The organism is Chloroflexota bacterium (genome assembly GCA_016219275.1).
GTDB lineage: Bacteria > Chloroflexota > Anaerolineae > UBA4142 > UBA4142 > JACRBM01.
The window spans coordinates 18,170-37,440 of the sequence record JACRBM010000076.1 but is presented as its reverse complement, the minus strand read 5'-3'; the positions used below and the strand labels follow the sequence as shown (position 1 = coordinate 37,440).

General features: G+C 56.9%; 20 protein-coding genes. 16 read left to right on the top strand and 4 right to left on the bottom strand.

The window, feature by feature from the left end:
* Positions 1-101 precede the first annotated feature (101 nt).
* The 8 genes from arsB (at position 102) to HY868_21545 (ending at position 5,928) form a co-directional block, all read left to right on the top strand.
* On the top strand, positions 102-1,181 hold the full coding sequence (gene arsB, locus HY868_21580; protein ID MBI5304740.1) for an ACR3 family arsenite efflux transporter: 1,080 nt from the start codon (positions 102-104) through the stop codon (positions 1,179-1,181).
* A gap of 81 nt (positions 1,182-1,262) precedes the next feature.
* Positions 1,263-1,583: a winged helix-turn-helix transcriptional regulator gene (locus tag HY868_21575; protein ID MBI5304739.1), complete on the top strand. Its 321-nt coding sequence runs from the start codon at positions 1,263-1,265 to the stop codon at positions 1,581-1,583.
* A gap of 158 nt (positions 1,584-1,741) precedes the next feature.
* The gene (arsM, locus tag HY868_21570; protein MBI5304738.1) at positions 1,742-2,491 is read left to right on the top strand and encodes an arsenite methyltransferase; all 750 of its coding nucleotides are present in this window, start codon (positions 1,742-1,744) and stop codon (positions 2,489-2,491) included.
* An 18-nt stretch (positions 2,492-2,509) separates the two neighbouring features.
* Positions 2,510-3,505 (top strand): carbon monoxide dehydrogenase, encoded by a 996-nt coding sequence (locus tag HY868_21565; GenBank protein ID MBI5304737.1) that lies wholly within the window; start codon positions 2,510-2,512, stop codon positions 3,503-3,505.
* Position 3,506: 1 nt separating this feature from the next.
* On the top strand, positions 3,507-3,773 hold the full coding sequence (locus tag HY868_21560) for a ferredoxin family protein (GenBank protein ID MBI5304736.1): 267 nt from the start codon (positions 3,507-3,509) through the stop codon (positions 3,771-3,773).
* 93 nt (positions 3,774-3,866) lie between these two features.
* Positions 3,867-4,199 (top strand): hypothetical protein, encoded by a 333-nt coding sequence (locus HY868_21555; GenBank protein ID MBI5304735.1) that lies wholly within the window; start codon positions 3,867-3,869, stop codon positions 4,197-4,199.
* Positions 4,200-4,245: 46 nt separating this feature from the next.
* Entirely contained in the window at positions 4,246-4,794 is a 549-nt protein-coding gene (locus HY868_21550; GenBank protein ID MBI5304734.1) for a sigma-70 family RNA polymerase sigma factor, read from the top strand.
* A gap of 381 nt (positions 4,795-5,175) precedes the next feature.
* Positions 5,176-5,928, top strand: a complete 753-nt coding sequence (locus tag HY868_21545) for an ABC transporter ATP-binding protein (GenBank protein MBI5304733.1) — start codon at positions 5,176-5,178, stop codon at positions 5,926-5,928.
* 1 nt (position 5,929) lies between these two features.
* On the opposite strand, the gene HY868_21540 is transcribed toward HY868_21545, so the two are convergent.
* From HY868_21540 to HY868_21530, 3 genes are all read right to left on the bottom strand, one after another.
* A complete protein-coding gene (locus HY868_21540; protein MBI5304732.1) occupies positions 5,930-6,595 on the bottom strand; it encodes an RraA family protein in 666 nt (221 codons plus the stop codon).
* Positions 6,596-6,799: 204 nt separating this feature from the next.
* The gene (locus HY868_21535) at positions 6,800-7,798 is read right to left on the bottom strand and encodes a hydroxyacid dehydrogenase (protein ID MBI5304731.1); all 999 of its coding nucleotides are present in this window, start codon (positions 7,796-7,798) and stop codon (positions 6,800-6,802) included.
* 25 nt (positions 7,799-7,823) lie between these two features.
* The gene (locus tag HY868_21530; GenBank protein ID MBI5304730.1) at positions 7,824-8,927 is read right to left on the bottom strand and encodes an Ldh family oxidoreductase; all 1,104 of its coding nucleotides are present in this window, start codon (positions 8,925-8,927) and stop codon (positions 7,824-7,826) included.
* A 258-nt stretch (positions 8,928-9,185) separates the two neighbouring features.
* On the opposite strand from HY868_21530, the gene HY868_21525 reads away from it, so the two are divergent.
* The 6 genes from HY868_21525 (at position 9,186) to HY868_21500 (ending at position 14,895) form a co-directional block, all read left to right on the top strand.
* A complete protein-coding gene (locus HY868_21525) occupies positions 9,186-9,578 on the top strand; it encodes a hypothetical protein (GenBank protein ID MBI5304729.1) in 393 nt (130 codons plus the stop codon).
* A gap of 153 nt (positions 9,579-9,731) precedes the next feature.
* Positions 9,732-10,643: an aldo/keto reductase gene (locus tag HY868_21520; GenBank protein MBI5304728.1), complete on the top strand. Its 912-nt coding sequence runs from the start codon at positions 9,732-9,734 to the stop codon at positions 10,641-10,643.
* Between the two features lie 81 nt (positions 10,644-10,724).
* On the top strand, positions 10,725-12,104 hold the full coding sequence (locus tag HY868_21515; protein ID MBI5304727.1) for a Gfo/Idh/MocA family oxidoreductase: 1,380 nt from the start codon (positions 10,725-10,727) through the stop codon (positions 12,102-12,104).
* Positions 12,104-12,829: an MBL fold metallo-hydrolase gene (locus tag HY868_21510; protein MBI5304726.1), complete on the top strand. Its 726-nt coding sequence runs from the start codon at positions 12,104-12,106 to the stop codon at positions 12,827-12,829. Before HY868_21515 ends, HY868_21510 begins: the two co-directional genes overlap by 1 nt.
* Before the next feature lie 56 nt (positions 12,830-12,885).
* A complete protein-coding gene (locus tag HY868_21505) occupies positions 12,886-13,863 on the top strand; it encodes an aldo/keto reductase (GenBank protein ID MBI5304725.1) in 978 nt (325 codons plus the stop codon).
* Positions 13,864-13,875: 12 nt separating this feature from the next.
* Complete coding sequence (locus tag HY868_21500; protein ID MBI5304724.1) at positions 13,876-14,895, top strand: LacI family DNA-binding transcriptional regulator; 1,020 nt, start codon at positions 13,876-13,878, stop codon at positions 14,893-14,895.
* Between the two features lie 94 nt (positions 14,896-14,989).
* Here the strand turns inward: HY868_21500 and HY868_21495 are convergent, their stop codons facing one another.
* A complete protein-coding gene (locus tag HY868_21495) occupies positions 14,990-15,601 on the bottom strand; it encodes a TetR/AcrR family transcriptional regulator (protein MBI5304723.1) in 612 nt (203 codons plus the stop codon).
* A gap of 171 nt (positions 15,602-15,772) precedes the next feature.
* Between HY868_21495 and HY868_21490 the strand changes: the two genes are divergently transcribed.
* Positions 15,773-16,510 carry an ABC transporter ATP-binding protein gene (locus HY868_21490; protein ID MBI5304722.1) on the top strand — a complete coding sequence of 246 codons (738 nt, stop codon included), beginning with the start codon at positions 15,773-15,775 and terminating at the stop codon, positions 16,508-16,510.
* Complete coding sequence (locus tag HY868_21485) at positions 16,503-18,911, top strand: ABC transporter permease (protein ID MBI5304721.1); 2,409 nt, start codon at positions 16,503-16,505, stop codon at positions 18,909-18,911. The genes HY868_21490 and HY868_21485 overlap by 8 nt, the downstream gene beginning before the upstream one ends.
* Positions 18,912-19,271 lie beyond the last annotated feature (360 nt).

Sequence of the window (19,271 nt, the reverse complement as noted above, 5' to 3'; positions counted from 1 at the left end):
TGGCGAATCGTAGGGCAAGTTTCCAACTTGCCAACTGATTTGATGGACGGGCGAAGCGGAACAAGTTGGAAACTTGTCCTACATTTTCAAGGGAGGAACGTATGTCGCAAAGTGTCTTTCAACGCCTTTCTTGGCTCGACCGATTCCTGCCGCTCTGGATTATCGCGGCAATGGTGCTCGGTGTGATCCTGGGAGCGATCGTACCGGGAATCAAAGACGTGTTCAACGCGCTCTCCATCGGAACGGTGTCGTTTCCGATTGCGGTTGGATTGTTGTGGATGATGTATCCTGTGTTGGCAAAGGTCAAGTACGAAGAACTCGGCAAGGTCGCGCAAGCGTGGGAACAATTTAGCGTGTCGCTCGTTCTCAATTGGCTGATTGGTCCAATCATCATGTTTGTTCTCGCATGGACATTCCTGCCAGACCTGCCGCATTTTCGTACTGGTTTGATTATCGTTGGGTTGGCGCGCTGTATCGCGATGGTGCTGATCTGGAACATGCTCGCGGGCGGCGACAGCGAGTACTGTGCGGTGCTGGTCGCGCTGAATAGCGTTTTTCAAATCGTGATGTACTCGCTGCTCGCGTACTTGTTCCTCGCGGTCGTGCCGAGCTGGTTCGGCATGCAAGGCACGGTCGTCAACATTTCGATGTGGGACATTGCCAAGAGCGTGTTGATCTTCCTGGGTATTCCGCTTGCGGCGGGTATCCTCACGCGATTCTATTTTTTGCGAACGCGCGGAAACGAATGGTACGAAACTAAATTGATGCCACGCCTGGGACCGACGGCATTGATCGGTTTGCTTTTCACCATCGTCGTGATGTTCTCGATGCAAGGCGACAAGATTCTCGCCGCGCCGCTCGACGTGTTGCGCGTCGCGATTCCGCTTCTCGTTTATTTCGTCATCATGTTCTTTGCGTCGTTCGCGCTCTCGCTCTGGCGCAAGTTCCCGTACGAACTCGCGGCGACGCAATCGTTCACGGCGGCGAGCAACAATTTCGAACTCGCGATCGCGGTCGCCGTCGGCACGTTCACGATTGCATCCCAGGAAGCATTGGCTGCCGTGATCGGTCCGCTGATCGAAGTACCGGTGTTGATCGGCTTGGTTTACGTATCGTTGTGGATCAAGCGCGTGTGGTTCCAACCGGCGAACGCCAAATCGGTCGCCGCGATAGGCAAGTGACGTTGGACGAATAATTCACGCGCGACCCTACTTGACAAATAGACAAATTTCGATATAATAGACGCATAGAAGGTTGTCTATATGTCAAAGATCACTCCTGTGGATTTTGCCAAGGCGCTTGCCGACGAAACGCGCCAAAAGATTATGCGGCTGTGCTGTTGCCAATGGATCAGCGTGAACGACATCGTCGCCAAGATGAACGTCGCCCAGCCGACCGTGTCGCATCACCTCGCGATTTTGCGCGAAGCGGGGCTGGTCAGCGTGCGCGAAGAAGGGCGGCAGACCTTTTACACATTGAATCAGGAGAAGGTCGTGGATTGCTGCGGACTCCTCATGACGGCGTTTGCCCCGGAACAAAAGACGACTCTCCGCTTGCTCAAGATCAACGATGAAAAGAGCTAGCGGCGTGTCTCTTTTTTTGCTCTGATTCATAGACAAGTGTCAATATGTCTGGGTGAGCATACCCAGGGATTCCGATTCGTACTACAAAAGTGGACACGCCGATGTCAGCATTCGCGTTGCCGGCGGCGAAAAATAAAATCAAACCATGGAGGATTGACATGTCGAACGTAATTGCGCCAGATGAAATTCGGAGTTCGGTGCGGGATCATTATGCGGATATCGCGCGCCAAGCGTCCAGTTGTTGCGGTCCGAGCGCGTGTGACTGCAACTCGAACTATCCCGATCAACTTGCGAACGCGGTGCCCGAAGACATCGCCAACTTTTCACTCGGGTGCGGCGATCCGATCACGATTGCCAGTTTGAAACCTGGCGAAACAGTCGTAGACCTGGGATCAGGCGGCGGACTCGATTGCTTTCTCGCGGCGCAGAGAGTCGGACCGACCGGTCGCGTAATCGGTGTGGACATGACGCCGGAGATGCTCGCCAAAGCGCGCGTGAACGCGGCGCGTCTGGGGGTCACGAACGTCGAGTTTCGCGAAGGGTACATCGAACATTTGCCCGTAGCGGACGGCGAAGCGGACGTGATCATTTCCAATTGTGTGATCAATCTCTCGCCGGACAAGCCACAAGTGTTCCGCGATATTTATCGCGCGTTGCGTTCGGGCGGCAGAGTTTCCGTTTCGGATATTGTAACGAATGGCGAACTGCCTATCGCGGTGCAGAAAAGTCTGGAAGCGTGGGGCGCGTGCGTAGCGGGCGCGCTCGATATGCAAGATTACATCGGCGGATTGCAAGCAGCTGGGTTTGTGGATGTCAGGGTCGAGCCGAAGGGCAAGTTTGATGCCGGTTTGTCGTCGCTGCCCGTGCACGCGCCATTCTCGGCGATCATTACCGCGCGCAAACCGTGATCGTGTGAGGGAAGAATGATGTCAGAGACAAATGATCGGATCGTTCGACCGACGACAAGTGTCCTCACGTGGGCGAATCGCTGGGATCACATCCTGGCGCGCTGGGCAATCAATCGGATGGGGCATCGCGTCGAGCCAGGATTGTACGCCCTCGGAAATCCGACCCAGGATTCGCCGGTGTTTGTCACGGCGAATTACACGCTCAGTTTCGACGCGCTCCGGTCGGCGCTTGGCGGGATGAATGCGTACATCTTGGTGCTCGACACACAAGCCATCAATGTTTGGTGCGCCGCCGGCAAAGGCACATTTGGCACGGACGAACTAGCACAGCGCATCGAAGCGACCGGGCTGCGCGACCGGGTCAGTCATCGCGTCGTGATCGCGCCGCAACTCGGCGCGCCGGGCATTGCCGCGCACGAAATCAAAAAACGCACCAGCTTCAAGGTCGAGTACGGTCCCGTCCGCGCGGCGGATCTGTCCGAATATCTCACGCGCCGCGAAGCCACGCCGGAGATGCGCCGCGTCCGATTCACTTTGCGTGATCGGTTAGCAGTCATTCCAGTCGAGATCGTCGGCGGATTGATTCCGCTGTTGATTGGCGCGGCAGTGGCTTATTTGTTCGGTGGCTGGGTCTCGTCGCTCGCGGTCGTCGCCGCGATTCTCGCCGGCGTCGTCGTGTTCCCAATTCTGCTGCCCTGGCTGCCAACGCACGATTTCAGCGCCAAGGGATTTTTGCTCGGCGCGTTGGTCGCGCTTCCGCTCGTCGTGTCGTCGTGGCAAGGCAACGCGGACGCGGTGGGGTGGTTGCGCGCCGGCAAAGCGATTGTTCCGCTGTTGATTTTTCCACCCATCACTGCATTCCTGGCATTGAATTTCACCGGCTCGACGACGTTCACCTCACGGAGTGGCGTCCAACGCGAAATCTTTACGTATGTCCCGGTGATGGCGTGGATGTTCGCCATCGGCATCGCGCTGATGATCGGGTTGCCGATCATTCGGATGATTGGAGGATAACGTGTTCAACGCCTATCAAACCACCACGCTCCAATTCAATCCGACTGAATGCAACGGGTGTGGAATGTGTTACACGGTTTGTCCGCACGCGGTGTTCAATCGCAATGGTCGCACGATCACGGTCGCGCACGCGGAAAATTGTATGGAGTGCGGCGCGTGCCAGCTCAATTGTCCGACGAACGCGATCACGGTAGATAGCGGCGTGGGTTGCGCGGCGGCGATGATGTACGCTGCGGTGACCGGCAAGCGCGAGCCGGTCTGTGGATGACGCGGACTCGTTCGCATCGCGCATCAAGGTGTATCTTTTTCAGCTGGCTTCTCGTCTGTAGAAGTAGAGGGGAGGTACACCATGCGGAAAACAATGAACAATCCACAAACACTGAATCGCACTTTCGCGACGATTGGGGATGGCGCGCTGCTGATCTGGTGGGGAATCGTGATCGCGATTGACCCTTTGACCATCGGCATCGGCGGAATCGGTACGGGCTTGATTTTGCTCGGCGTGAATGCCGCGCGATGGCTGAAAAGTATTCCCACTAATGGTTCGACGACTGCGATTGGCGTCATCGCACTCGTGTGGGGGGTGTTCGACCAGGCACTGGCATTACGCTTCGAAGCATCGTTCGCGACGATGCTGATTGTGATCGGTGTGGTCGTGATTGCATCTCTACTGACACGCCCAAAAACTGCGTAACGCGTTCGCGCGCGAGTTGTAAAGTTTATCAGAACGGGATCGAGCGATGAGTGAAATCGTAATGGATTTTGAAAAAATCCACACGGACTTTCGCCCTAAAATCGAACGCTACCTAACACGCCTCGTTGGCGCGTCTGAAGCAGAAGACCTGACGCAAGAGGTCTTTGTCAAGATCAGTCGCGCCTTGAAAACTTTTCGCGGCGAGTCCAAGCTGTCAACCTGGGTCTATCGCATTGCGACCAACACCGCACTGGATCGTTTGCGCGATGCATCTTTCAAGCGAAATGTATTTTCAGCGAGTTTCGATTCGGACGGGCTGGCGCGCGCGGATGAGAAAATTGCGGCTGAGGCAATCTCGCTGGATCAACAACTCTGTCGCAAGGAACGCGACAAGTGTTACCGGGATTTTGTCGCCAACCTCCCGCCGAATTATCGAACAGTCGTCGCGCTCAGTGATCTGGAAGAGTTGGCGGCGAACGAGATTGCCGATATCCTGGGTTTGAGTCTGGACGTAGTAAAAATCCGGTTGCATCGCGGGAGGGAGAAACTCTTGCGGGCGCTCAAGGACCATTGCAAGCCCGAAGACTGGCTCTAGAAAATTTTGGGCGGTACGCGACCGAACAAGTTCGAACGCTCTCTGTAAAGTTCTGCAGCACTTCGACCGGTTGAGTTTATTCTCAACCGGTTGTTTCTTTTCTAGGGCAGCCCCCCGTTTTCTGTTTGACAGATTGTAACTAATGCCGTCGCCGGTGCGTATATCAGACGGAGCACTCGCCGCACTCAAAACCGACGGACTCTTTGTCGGTCAATTGTCAGACAATTTCCTTGTTTCGCGGCGCATTTCGTCTTATCATCCTCAACGAAGCTGGTTTTCTTTAAAAACCATGACAATCTCTAGAGAACCTTGCGCTGGTTGAACTGGCTTTTAACGGGCGTTTGGCGAATCAACTTGCGCAATGTTCGGAAAGTGATCCAAATGAATGACGTGCAACAACGAAACATGCCGCAACCAAACGGCAAAGAACCGATCATCGAGATCAAGGATGTGGTGAAAAGTTTTCCGGTCGGGAATGGCGAGGCGACGATTCTCAAAGGGGTGTCGTTCGCGGTCAAGCCCGGCGAGTTCGTTTCGATTGTCGGACCCTCGGGCAACGGCAAGTCCACTTTGTTGAACATGGTTACCGGGATTGATCGTCCGACGCGCGGTGAGATCATTGTGACCGGTCAGCCAGTCCACAAGATGAGCGAAGACAAACTCGCGGCGTGGCGCGGGGGCGCGGTCGGCATCATCTTTCAGTTTTTCCAGATGCTACCCGCGTTGAGTCTGCTCCAAAACATCATGCTGCCGATGGACCTTGCCGGCAAATTCTCGCCGAAGGAGCGGCACATGCGCGCGATGCGCTTGCTCGAAATTGTCGGACTAGGCGATCAAGCCCACAAACTTCCCAGCATGGTATCGGGTGGTCAACAACAACGCGCCGCCATCGCGCGCGCGCTTGCCAACGATCCACCCATCCTCGTCGCGGACGAGCCGACCGGCAATCTCGATTCGCGCAATGCGCAGGACATCTTCGACTTGTTTGCGAACGTCGTCAAGCAGGGCAAGACAATGTTGCTCGTGACGCACGACAAAGAACTGGCGCGGCGTGTGCCGCGTGTGATCGAGATTCTCGATGGCAAAATCACCCGCGACGAGTGCGCGAGTAGACCGAGTTGGGCGAGTTATTGAACTATCGCTCTTTCCGATTTTTCTTCTTCGTCAGCAACGTCTCGATCTCAGCGAGCGAAACCCGGTGCGCGATAGATTCTTCCATGTCTTGTTCGATCACCGCGATATCCAACGCCTGGAACAAAACCTCCTCGGCGCGATTGCTCGGCACGACGACCAACCCATCGCCGTCGCCGAGCACAATGTCGCCGGGATGAATCTGCGTACCGGCGAACTCGACCGGGACGTTGACATCCGCCAACTCTAGGTGCGTGGAGAACGGTCGCGTGCCAGTGCCGCGCGCAAAAACCGGCATCGCCATCTCTGCGATTTCATCCGCGTCGCGGACGCATCCATCCACCACGATCCCAGACAGACCGCGATACATGGCATAGTGCGCTTGATTTTCGCCGAGCAACCAACACGGCGTGTTCGCGGCGGCAATCACCAACACATCGCCTGGTTGAGCCATGTTTAGCATCACTTCGTAATGCGACGGCTTTTTCGCGCCGCTGCCGCGCTTGGGTTGATACTGGACCGTCACCGCGCGCCCGGCAATTTTGCGCGTCGTGCGCGAGAGCGGGGTCACGCCTTCCGACCAGCCGGCAAGACCGAGCCGCGTGAACGCATCAGTCACAAAGCCGGTGGGCATTTCACGAAACTGACGAATCATTTCTTCGATGGACATTCCCACTTTCTACTCCTCGTTATTTTGGCGCAATGATTTGCAGTACGCCGTCTCAGACCCTCACCCTAACCCTCTCCCTGGGAGGGAGAGGGGATTTGCTTCCTCTCCCCCTTTGGGGAGAGGATTGAGGTGAGGAAAAGTTTCTCTCCACACACACCGCACGCGGCATTTGTTCGCCATGACACGCCGGTTTTATTTTCGCGTCTATCTCCGCCGCGCGTCCCAGATTTCCGGGTTGACCAGGTACTGTGGTCGTTTGCCATCCAGGACATCCAAGACTCCTAGCGCGACCATCGTGCCCATGTTGTACAGACTTTCCGCGGTCATGGCGCAATAGTGCGGCGTCACGATGACATTGTCCAAGCGCAGCAGTGGATTGTCTGGGCGCGGCGGTTCCGGATCGTACACATCTATCGCCGCGCCGGCGATTTGTTTTTTCTGCAACGCCTCGACCAACGCCGCTTCGTCCACGACGGCGCCGCGCGCTGTGTTGATCAAATACGCGCTCGGCTTCATCAACGCCAACGTGCGCGCGTTGATCATGTGCCGCGTCTCCGCGCCGCCGGGACAGTGCGCCGTCACAAAATCGCATTGCGGCAACATCTCTTCTAACCGATCTACTTTTTCAACGCCATACCCGGCGAGCGTTTTGGCATCCACGTACGGATCGTACCCCAGAACGCGGAAATTGAACGCCGCGATCATTTTCTTGGCGACCGACGAACCGATGCGACCGACTCCGATCACGCCGAGCGTTTTGCCCCACACATCGAAATTGACCAAGCCCCGGCGTTGCGCCATCACCGACAAGGTCACGGTGTCACTGAGTAATTCGCCTGATCGCATCGCATTGTTTGCCGTAATGATCTTGCGACCCAGGGCAAGCATAAACCCCATCGCGATTTCCGCCACACTCTCGGTGTTCGCGGCTGGGGTGTACACGATCGGAATTTTTAGGTCGGTCGCCGCCGCGATGTCAATCGTATCGTACCCGACACCGTGCCGCCCAATCGCGACGAGGTGCGGCGCGGCTTGCATGATCTGCCGCGTGATCTTGGTGTTGCGCACGACGAGCGCATGGCAATCGCCGATGGCGGAGAGAATGCCGGCAACGTTTTGGGGCGACGGAAAAACGAGCCGCGCCTTTTGCGCTAGCAAATCTTCGCCGGCTTGATGAATATGTTCGACTACAAGAATTTTCACAACTATACCTCGCTGTAGGATATGTTTAAGAATCGAATTTGACTTGCAATTCTTGGGCGAGCGCGCGAAGATCCGCGGCGACTTTGTTGTTGATCGGTATACCGTCGCGCCGGTTGCGTTCTTCCGCTTCGAATTCTTTTTCGCCATGAATGTAGATGCGATCCTGCCCGGGAACTTTCGGAACATTCTTGAGCAACTGTTGATAATCGTCCATCGCTATTTTGAATTCGTCCACAGGGCGAAAACAATCAATGCGCCACGCGCCGAAAAAGTGACCGACGTTCGCCGGCAGTGGTTTGCCGTCCGGCGTTTTCGGATAGGTCAACGGCGATGGCGCGGCGCTAGACAGCAGCGCGGTGAAAATTTCGACGCTGATCGCCAACCCGAATCCCTTGTGCCCGCCGAGCAATTCGCCCGCGCCACCCAACGATAAAAGACCGGCACCCAGGTTGCGTTTGAACTCATCCATCGCGCGATGCGAATCCGTCGCGGGCGTGCCATCTCTGTACATCGCCCAACCTTCGGGGACGGGTTTGTCCAATTGCTCGGCGATTTCGATTTTGCCGAGCGCGACTGCGCTCGTCGCCATATCCAAAACGAATGGTCGCTCTGCGCCAGCCGGCGCGGCAATGGCGATCGGATTCGTGCCCAGCGTGGGCTTGCGTCCGAATGTCGGCATCACCTTGGGCGAAGCATTCGTCATCGCTAGTCCGATGCAATCGTGAGGCAACGCCATCATCGCGTAATATCCGACAATGCCATGATGGTTCGAATTGCGGACGCTGACGAAACCGACGCCAACCTCACGCGCTTTCTGAATCGCTTTTTGCATCGCGCGATACGAAACGGGTTGACCCAGCCCTGCACGCGCGTCAATCACCGCGGTGACCGGCGTTTCGGTCACAACGCGTTCCGCTGGACGCGCCGCGATGGTCCCCGCGCGCAGACCATCCACGTAACGTCGCAAGTGCGCGACGCCGTGACTCGCAATCCCACGCGCATCCGCCGCGACCAGAATATCGGCGGTGAGGCGCGCGTCTTGATCTGCGACGCCGACCTTCTGAAACACCTCCACACAAAAATCGTTCAACGCCTGTTTTTGAACGCGTACTCGGTTTGACTCTGACATTACATTCTCCTGAAACTGTTGGACAAGTTGAAAACTTGCTTCTCGGTTCGCCGCGCGCCTTATTGTTCGCTGGTTGATATGCTACTTTGGGAATGAACCACACCGGATTTGCCCGATCTACGCCGCGAATGCGCCCCAAGCAAAACAGAAACGAATTTTAGCGCAAAGATTTGCATACGTATTCATTTCGATTATAATGAAACTCGATGTTGTGTCAAAACGGGACTGGTTCCCAGACCGGCTGGCATGGAGGAACAGATGGAATACCAAACGACTGAAACGAGTCCGCACGGACGCGCGGAAGAATTGCAGTGGGCGCAGATACTCGCCACCGGCGATTCAGCCAAGGGCATGATCATCGTGCTCGAACAAAAGATGTGCACGGCGTTTCACGAGTTCGAACCTGCGTGGCGCGCGAGCGCGTTGGACGCGCGGCATCTCCCTTTTTTCCGCGAACGATTGGCGAAGCGCATCAAGCGCGTCTTGGTCGCGATGGAGAATAATAATTTCAACACACTCCCCGGCTTTGCCGAACTAGCAGAACTGGCGCGCGCGGTGGACGCGGCAAAAACGATGGACGACCTCGCGAATCTGGCAGAAAGAGAACATACCATCAGCCACATCATTGCCGACGCGTTGAGCATCACGTGATTGGAGTATTCCTACAGTAGAACCAGGATAGGCGCAAAGATTTCTGGACGCGGATGAACGCGGATTTGCGCGGATATAAAAACGATCCGCGTTCATCCGCGTCCAAATAATACTGTGGTGACTAATCTCAACTTTGTACGCGGAGGCAGCAGCATGGAGAAAAGGAACCTGGGTCGGACCGGTTTCGCAGTGACGACGCTGGGGTACGGCGCGATGGAATTGCGACACTTGAATGAACCAGACGCGGCGCGTGTGCTCAATGCGTTGCTTGACGGCGGAGTCAATTACATTGACACGTCGCCGGATTATGGCGTCAGCGAAGATTACATCGGCAACGTCATCGCGCATCGCCGTCATGAGTTCTATCTGGCGAGCAAGTGCGGCTGTAATATTGATTCGGCGGGACAGACGCAAGAGCCACGGCATATCTGGAATCGTCCACAAATACTAAAGAATATCGAAAACAGTTTGAGACGACTCAAGACCGATCACTTGGATGTGTGGCAACTTCACGGACCCAAACCCGAAGAGTTGATCGGCGGCAAGGGCGGCGAGATCATCGAGACGATGATCGAGTTGAAACAGCAAGGCAAGGTTCGCGCCGTCGGCATCAGTTTTATGAACGGCCGGCAGGGCGACGAGTTGTACCCAGACGGCTATGGCTTCAAGTACCTGCGTGAATTCGCAGCGTGGGGCGTTTTCGACATCATGCAGATCGTCTATGGCGGGCTTGCGCGGAAAAGCGAAACGCTCATCGCGCAAGCCGCCGAACAAGGCATCGGTATGGTTGTGCGCGGCGTCGTGAAAAAGTACCACGATAATTATGCCGCGTTGTTCGCTCAGGCGAAACTGAACGAATTGTGCACGGACAATGAAAGCATGGACGGTTTTCTCATTCAGTTTGCGTTGAATCATCCCGGCATGAGCACGATGATTATTGGAACCAAAAATCCGGATCATCTGAACGCAAACATTGCTGCCGCTTCTAAAGGCAAACTACCCGACGCGACCTACACGGAAGCGAAGCGACGGCTTGATGCAATCGGCGTCACGCCGGGCAAGTAAGCCAGAATCCAGGTTTCTTGAAGAAACCTGGATTCTGGTACACGCAACCTTTCACGTGAAATCAAACATTGCGAGGAAAATATGACAACAAAGAAACGGTACGCGCAGGTAGGTGTCGGACATCGTTCATTGATGTACTCCGAAGCCGCCGTCGAACGCTTTCGCGATACCAGCGATTTGGTTGCACTGGGCGATACGAACGAGGGACGTTTGCGCTTGCGCGCTGATTGGGTGCGCGAGCGCGGCGTTGCGGTCAAGACCTATCCGGCGGACCAGTTCGAGCGGATGATTGCAGAGACCAAGCCGGACGTGGTGATCGTGACGACGATGGACTCGACGCACGACGCGTACATTTGCCGCGCGATGGAACTGGGTTGCGATGTCATCACCGAAAAGCCGATGACGACGGACGAAGTGAAATGCCAACGCATCCTGGATACGCAGAAAAAGACCGGGCGCAAGTGCACGGTCGCTTTCAACTATCGCTATGCCATGCCGCGCACCCAGGTCAAGGAACTGTTGATGTCGGGAGTGATCGGCAACGTGGTCGCGGTTGATTTTCATTGGTTGCTTGACACGCGTCACGGCGCAGACTATTTCCGGCGCTGGCATCGCAACAAGCGCAACTCGGGCGGCTTGCTCGTGCACAAGGCGACGCATCATTTCGACCTGGTGAACTGGTGGTTATCTACGGTGCCGCAGACGGTCTATGCGACCGGCGCGCGCAATTTCTATCGCCCCGCAACCGCCGAGCGATATGGTTTGACCTACCGCGGCGAACGTTGTCACGGCTGTCTTGAAGCATCCAGGTGTCCGTTCTATTTAGATTTGGAAGAGTATCCTGATCTCAAGAGCATATACCTCGATAATGAAAAGTTCGATGAGTACTATCGCGACCGCTGTGTGTTCAGCGACCAGATTGACATCGAAGATACGATCCACGTCAACGTGGGCTATCGCAATGGCGCGCTGATGAGTTATTCGCTCCACTCGTTTATGCCCTGGGAAGGATACGTCGTCGCGTTCAACGGCACCCAGGGACGCCTCGAACATTCCTGCCAAGAAAGTGTCTACATCAGCGGCGACGGCTCGATGCCCGGCGAATTGATTTCTGAAGGAACCAAGATCAAGGTGTTCCCGCATTTTCAATCCGGCTACGAAGTCGAAATTCGCCAGACTAGTGGCGGGCATGGCGGAGCCGATCCGCTCCTCTTGAAAGACCTCTTCGATCCGGATTCATCCCAGGACGCGTTCAAGCGCGCGGCGGATCAACGCGCCGGCGCGTGGTCAATCCTGACCGGCATCGCCGCCAACCATTCGATTGCGCGCGGCGCGCGTATCCAGGTTGATGATCTCGTGCGGAGTCTGGACGAGCCGGACTATACGCCGATGCCGGATCCATGCGAGCCGATTGATTCTCTGCTACTCAAACGTTCGACCGCATCGCGAGTCAAGTCATAATGTCAAATCTCGAAATCCAATGGCTGGGTCAAGCCGGCTTTATCTATCGCTTTCCCCAAGGTATCGTCGTTTGCATTGATCCCTATCTTTCGTATGCCACGTCGAGCGGCAAGACGCGGGAACGATTGATGCCTGTCGTCGTACCGCCGTCCCAGGTGTGCGCCGACATCGTCGTCACCACGCACGATCACACCGATCACTTTGACGAACACACGTTGCGTCCAATGGCAGAGCAATCCGAAACGATATTCGTCGGACCGTCGTCGTGCCGCGAGCATTGGCGCGCGATGGAAATGCCGGCGTGGCGCTTTGTGCGTTTGGATCGCGGCGAGTCGTTGGACATTGCCGGTATCAAGCTGACCGCGTTGTACGCGGAGCATGATTCGCGCGACAAACGCGATGCGATTGGCGTTCTATTGGAAGCCGATGGCTTGAGAATCTACCAGGTCGGCGACTCGGAGTACGCCGAGCCGTTGCTGCAAGCCGCGCGCGATTTGCGTCCCGATCTGTTGGTGGTTCCGTTCAATGGTCGTTTCGGTAACATGAATGCGCGCGAGGCAGCGTTGTTCACCCAGGCAGTGCAACCCCGCGCCGTGATCCCAATGCACTATGGCATGTTTCGCAACAACAATGCCCATCCCCAGGATTTTGTAGATGCGTGTCGCGAGTTACGGTTGGCGACGCGCGTCATTATCGTGAAAGCCGGCATTCGTTTTCAATTTTGAGTAAGCGTCCAGGTTTCTTTGAGAAACCTGGACTCTATCCAATGAGGAAAGGAAAAATGGAGTATCGCATACTAGGACAAACCGGCGTACGCGTGTCTTGCTTGTGCATGGGCACGATGTCGTTTGGCGGCGACGCGGACGAGCAAACCTCGGCGGCGATGTTCAAACGTTGCCGCGAGGCGGGTATCAACTTTTTCGACACGGCGAATGTCTACAACCAAGGACGCTCGGAAGACATTCTCGGCAGGTTGCTCGCCGGTTGTCGCGATGAAATCGTGCTCTCGTCCAAAGTTCGCAGTGCGGTCGGCGACGATGTGAACGCGCAGGGCTTGTCGCGTCGCCACATCACGCAAGCGGTCGAAGCGAGTCTGCGTCGTCTCAAGACGGATCGCTTGGATTTGTACTTTGCCCATAGCTTTGATTCACTAACACCCATCGAAGAATCCTTGCGCGCGATGGACGACCTGGTGCATCAAGGAAAAATTCTCTATCCCGCAGTGAGCAACTGGTCGGCATGGCAGATCGCCAAGGCGCTGGGCATCTCCGCGAAAGAAATGCTCGCGCGCTTTGAATGCATCCAGCCCATGTACAACCTGGTCAAGCGCCAAGCCGAAGTCGAGATCCTGCCGCTCGCCGAGTCGGAGCAAATGGGCGTCATCGCGTACAGCCCACTCGGGGCTGGCTTGCTCACTGGGAAATACGACACAATGCACAAACCGGAACAGGGGCGCGTGGTCAACAATCGTAAATATGCCCAACGCTACAGTCCGCCGGAGTACTATGCGATTGCCGAGCGCGTGACTGCTCACGCGCAAGAACACGGTATCGCGCCGGCGACGCTCGCGGTCGCCTGGGTCATGGCGCATCCTGCTGTCACTGCGCCGATCATCGGCGCGCGAAACGTGGCGCAATTAGAAGCTTCGCTTGCCGCGCGCGAGGTCAAGATGACGCCCGAATGGCGCGCCGAAATTTCGGCGTTGTCCATTGAGCCGCCGCCCGCGACGGACCGGCTAGAGATTCGGTTCGATCATTGAGCGGAGGTCGGCATGTCTCTCCGGCAAGTCTCGTCCATTGATGTCGCACGCGTGGCGGGGGTTTCTCAATCTACGGTCTCGCGCGTGTTCAGCGATAGCAATGCCGTCACTCTGAAAACCAGAGACAAGGTTTTGCAGGTCGCGCGCAAGTTGGGCTACAAACCGAACGCCATCGCGCGCAGTTTGAGTCGGCAACGCACCGACATCGTGGGGATTGTGATGGCGGATATGACCAATCCATTCATACCCATCCTGTTGGAGCAACTGACGCAACGCTTGCAGTCCACCGGCAGACACGTGCTCTTGTTCAACGTGACGGCGGATCGCGAGGTGGACGATGCGCTGCCGTTTCTACTCCAGTATCAGGTGGACGCGATCATCATCACGTCGGCGACGATCTCGTCGGAAATGGCAAACGAGTGCGCGCGACGCGGCACGCCGGTGATCTTGGTCAATCGGTACGTGCCAGGAGCGAACGCGAGCGCAGTGAGTTGTGATAATGTCGCGGGCGGACGCCTGGTCGCCGATCTTTTCTTGGATGCCCGGCATACGCGGCTTGCCTACGTCGCCGGCTGGCAAAACACTTCGACCAACCTGGATCGCGAAAAAGGTTTTGGCGACCGACTGCGCGAGCGCAATCAAATCGCATGGTTGCGCGAGCTGGGCGAGTACACGTACGATTCGGGCTATGCCGCCGCGCGGCGATTGTTGCAACGCGATGATCCTCCTGACGCGATCTTTTGCGCGAACGATAGCATGGCGATGGGTGCGCTCGATGCCGCGCGTGAACTGAGGATAAGGGTCCCCGAACAACTTTCGATCATCGGTTTCGATAATATCCCGGCGGCAAGCTGGCAACCCTACTCGCTTACGACGATCCAACAACCGATTGATCAAATGGTTGACCGCACGCTTGAATTGCTCGACGCGCGCATTGGCGGCGCAGACATCGCGCCGGCGCAACACCTGATACCTGGGACACTGATCCGGCGACAATCCGCGCGGCTTGCGTTGGAACAGAATTCAATCTGACGACCATTGCAATTCTTGACGCGCTCAACTGCAAAGGCGATTCTCGACAATCGAGAATTGCCTTTGTAGTTTTATTTGCGGCTGAACACAATACTCAACGGCGTGCCGAGGTTGCCTCGCTCATCGCGGCTTCAAAGCCAGGCATCGTCAAGCGTTTGAACATCGCATCCATTTCATCTGGCGAATACGGCATCTTGTGTTCCAACCACCACACCAACAGCGCGAGGAACGAACTGACGCCAAACTCGACCAGGATGTCCAGCGGCACGGCGAGGCGTTTTTCGTCCACCACGTTTGCCAACAAATGCTCGCGAATCACGCCGCGCAGATACTTGTGCAGATGCTGGAGAACCATCTCCCCACTCTTCTTCCCCACCATCGCTTTGTAAAGACGATGCTGTTCGCCCGCGTGCCGGAAAAATGCCAGACTCGGATCGAACACCTCGGCGGACGCGACGCCCTTTTTCGGCGCGGTCAGTGTTCGGCGCGCTTCCAAGGATTCGCGCAATCGCTCGAATCCACTGAACAACAACTCATCCTTGTCGCGATAGTGCGCGTAAAACGTCGAGCGTCCCAGGTTCGCGCGGTCGAGAATATCCTGCACCGTGACCGCTTCGTACCCCTTTTCCAAAATCAATTCCATCAGCGCGTCGTCCAATAGATGGCGCGTCCGCTGAACCCGCCGATCCACTTTTGCCTTTTTCATTTGCCTCGCCTCCCGTTTTCGAACAATTTGCCGCGCGTTGTTCTGTACCGGACATTTTCGACAAATTGGTTGTTGACAAGCCGCACCTAGTCCGTATACTGAAATCGAACAATGTGTTCATTATCGAACACATTATACGACAGAAAAAAGAAAAGTCAAGGGGAGGACGAAATGTCTAGCCGAGGGTCGGACACGCGCAACGGTACGCTCGTTGAGTTGCGCGGCGTGACCAAAACATTCCAGGGCGCGGCGAACGCGTTCACCGCGCTCAAGCAAATTGACCTGCGGGTGAACCAGGGCGAATTCGTCGCCGTTGTCGGCAAATCCGGCAGCGGCAAGTCCACGTTGCTCAATCTGCTCGCGGGGATTGATCGCCCGACGGCGGGTGAGATCATGGTTGGCAGCACCGCGGTGCACGCGTTGAACCAGGATCAAATCGCGCTGTGGCGTGGGCGCAACGTCGGTGTCGTCTTTCAGTTCTTTCAACTCTTGCCCACGCTGACGGTGATCGAAAACGTCATACTGCCGATGGATTTCTGCAACACGTTTCCGGCGCGCGAACGCTACGCGCGCGCGCGGCAACTGCTCGAACAGGTCGGCGTCGCGGAGCAGGCGAACAAATTGCCGGCGACGCTTTCGGGCGGCGAGCAACAACGCGCCGCGATTGCGCGCGCGTTGGCAAACGACCCGGCGATCATCCTCGCCGATGAACCGACCGGCAATCTCGATTCACGCACCGCGGACGCGGTGTTTCAACTATTCAAAGATTTCGTCGCGGCGGGCAAAACGGTGGTGATGGTGACACACGAACGCGATATCGCGCGCTGGGTCACGCGTACTGTCGCGCTCGCCGACGGCGCAATCGTCAACGGCGCGCTTGCGAAATCGCCGGAGGTGTCTCATGGCTAACCCGCGTTGGACGAAATTGTTGCGCGATCTTTGGCTCGCACGCGGGCGCACCACGATGATGGCGCTTGCTATCGCGGTCAGTCTCTTTGGCGTCGGCATGGTGTTGAGCGCATACGCGATTCTGGATCGCGAAACCACGCGCAATTACATGGGCACCAATCCGGCTTCCGCGACCTTGGAACTCGACCGCGTGGATGCGGATTTGGTACGAGCGGTGCGACAACGTCCTGGGATCGCGGACGCCGAGGCGCGGGTCACACTTCTCGCGCGCGCCCAGGTCGGACCCGACGAGTGGCGACCTTTGTTGCTGTTTGTCGTTCCCGATTTTAACGCGATGCGGATCAGCACCTTTCGCTCCGAAGCCGGCGCATTCCCGCCGCCGACCGGCGCGATGCTGATCGAGCGGTCCGCCTTGACGATGCTCAATACGCGTCTCGGCGGTGAGGTGGTCGTCAAGACGCCGAATGGCGAACGCCGCGCAGTGCCGGTCGTCGGGCTGACGCACGACCCAGGTCTCGCGCCCGCGTGGCAGGAGCGTTCGGGCTATGGCTATATCACGCCGGAAACGCTCGCCTGGTTGGGCGAGAGCGGGCAACTCGACGAACTGAAAATCGTCGTGAGCGAACAGCCCTTGAACGCGATGGCGATTGAACGAACCGCGCGCGAGCTAGCGACCTGGCTACAGACCCAGGGTTACACCGTGAAGGAAATCCAAATCCCGCCGCCGGGTAGACATCCCCATCAAAACATGACGATGGCGATTGTGACCTTGCTGTTGATTTTTAGTTTGATGTCGCTCGGACTGAGTGCGATTCTCGTCGCGACGATGATCGGCGGTTTGCTGGCGCAACAGATTCGCCAGATTGGCGTGATGAAGACAATCGGCGCGCGCACCAATCAAGTGTCTATGTTGTACATCGCGCTCATTCTCGCGATTAGTGTTGTCGCATACGCGGTGGCATTTGTGCCGAGCATCGTCGTGGGACGCGCGTTTGCAACAGTCGTCGGCGACTTGCTGAATTTCAATTTCGGCAGTTTGGATATTCCCTGGTGGGTCTTTGCGACGCAAGCGGCAGCCGGCTTGCTCATCCCATTCCTCATCGCGCTGGGACCGATCTTACGTGGAAGTCGCATCACGGTTTACGAAGCCATCAACGATTATGGCGTGCGGCAGGAATCGTTCGGTCGCGGCATGGATGGTTTCCTCGGCGCGTTGCGCGGGCTGGATCGCACGCTGTTGCTGGCTCTGCGGAATACATTTCGACGACGCGCGCGTCTGGTGTTGATGCTGGGTTTGCTCGCGATGGGCGGCGCGATGTTCATGACCGCACTGAATGTCGCCGCCGCGTGGGAACGCAATCTCTCGGACGGGATGGGCGCGCGGCATTATGACCTCGAAATTCGCTTGGGGCGTCCAGAGCCAGCATCCAAACTGGTTGAACGGATTGGCAATGTCCCAGGCGTCCAAACGGTCGAAGCGTGGGGTTACGCACCGGCGAGCGTTACCAAGCTCGGCGAGATTGCCGTGGTGAACACCTATCCCGACGGCGGTCACGGTAGTTTCGTGATGCGCGCCGCGCCGCCGCAGACTCAGCTCGTCGAATTTCCGGTCCTGTCGGGGCGGTGGTTGGAACCGGGCGACTCGGACGCGGTCGTGCTCAATCACATGGCATTGCCGTTTTTCCCGCGCGTCGCAGTCGGCGACCGAATCGAGGTGTCAGTTGAGAGCAAGCGGACGACCTGGCGCGTCGTCGGCATCGTCCGCGAAATTGGTTCGCCCGCGGCGGCGTATGTGCCCGACGAATCATTCGCGCGTGCGGTCGGACAACCTGGGTTGGCGCGTTCGGCGCGCGTGGTCGTCGCGGGGCGCGATGCCGCCGCGCGCGGCGAGGTCATCCGCGCGGTCGAGCGCGCGCTGACAGAGGGGGGAGTGAGCGTGTCGCTCATCATCAGCGACACAGAATTGCGAACCGCGGTTGGAGAACACATCGTCATCCTGATTCTTCTCTTGATCGTGATGGCGGTGGTCATGGCGGTGGTCGGCGTGCTGGGTCTGACCGCGACAATGAGCACGAACGTCGTCGAACGCACGCGCGAGTTTGGCGTGTTGCAAACTATCGGCGCGCGCCCGAACACCGTGTTGCGCATCGTCGCGAGCGAAGGGATATTTGTTGGGATGCTGAGCTGGGTCTTGGCGGTTGGATTGTCGCTGCCGTTCTCGATGCTCGTCGGCACGGTCATTGGCGAGATGTCCTTTCGCACGCCTCTGCCGCTCGTTGTGTCGCCGTTAGCCGTGTTCCTTTGGTTGGGCATCGTCCTGGGTGGTTCGGCTCTGGCGAGCGCGCTGCCCGCGTGGAGCGCGTCGCGTCTGACGATTCGTGAAACGTTAGCATACGTCTAGCGCAAATCCAAAATCAATTTACGGCGTCCGTAGGGGCGTTCAATTGAACGCCCCTACGGACGCCGATTCAAAAACTGGGAAGGGAGGCAACAAAAATGAAACGAATGGCGCTGATTGGATTGGTCGTCGTGATCCTGCTGATCTGCATCGGTTTGACGATGCACCTGCGGATTGATGCTGTCCAATTGATTTACCGATTGCATGGAAATTGATAGGCGCGCCAAATAGTACCTTTACCAGAATCCAGGTTTCTCGAAGAAACCTGGATTCTGTCTTTTGCTACGTTTGACACTCACTTGCAATCGTGCTAAAAAAGTGGCGATCTTCTTGCTCCAAGCGATTCAAATTTTTTGTCATCGG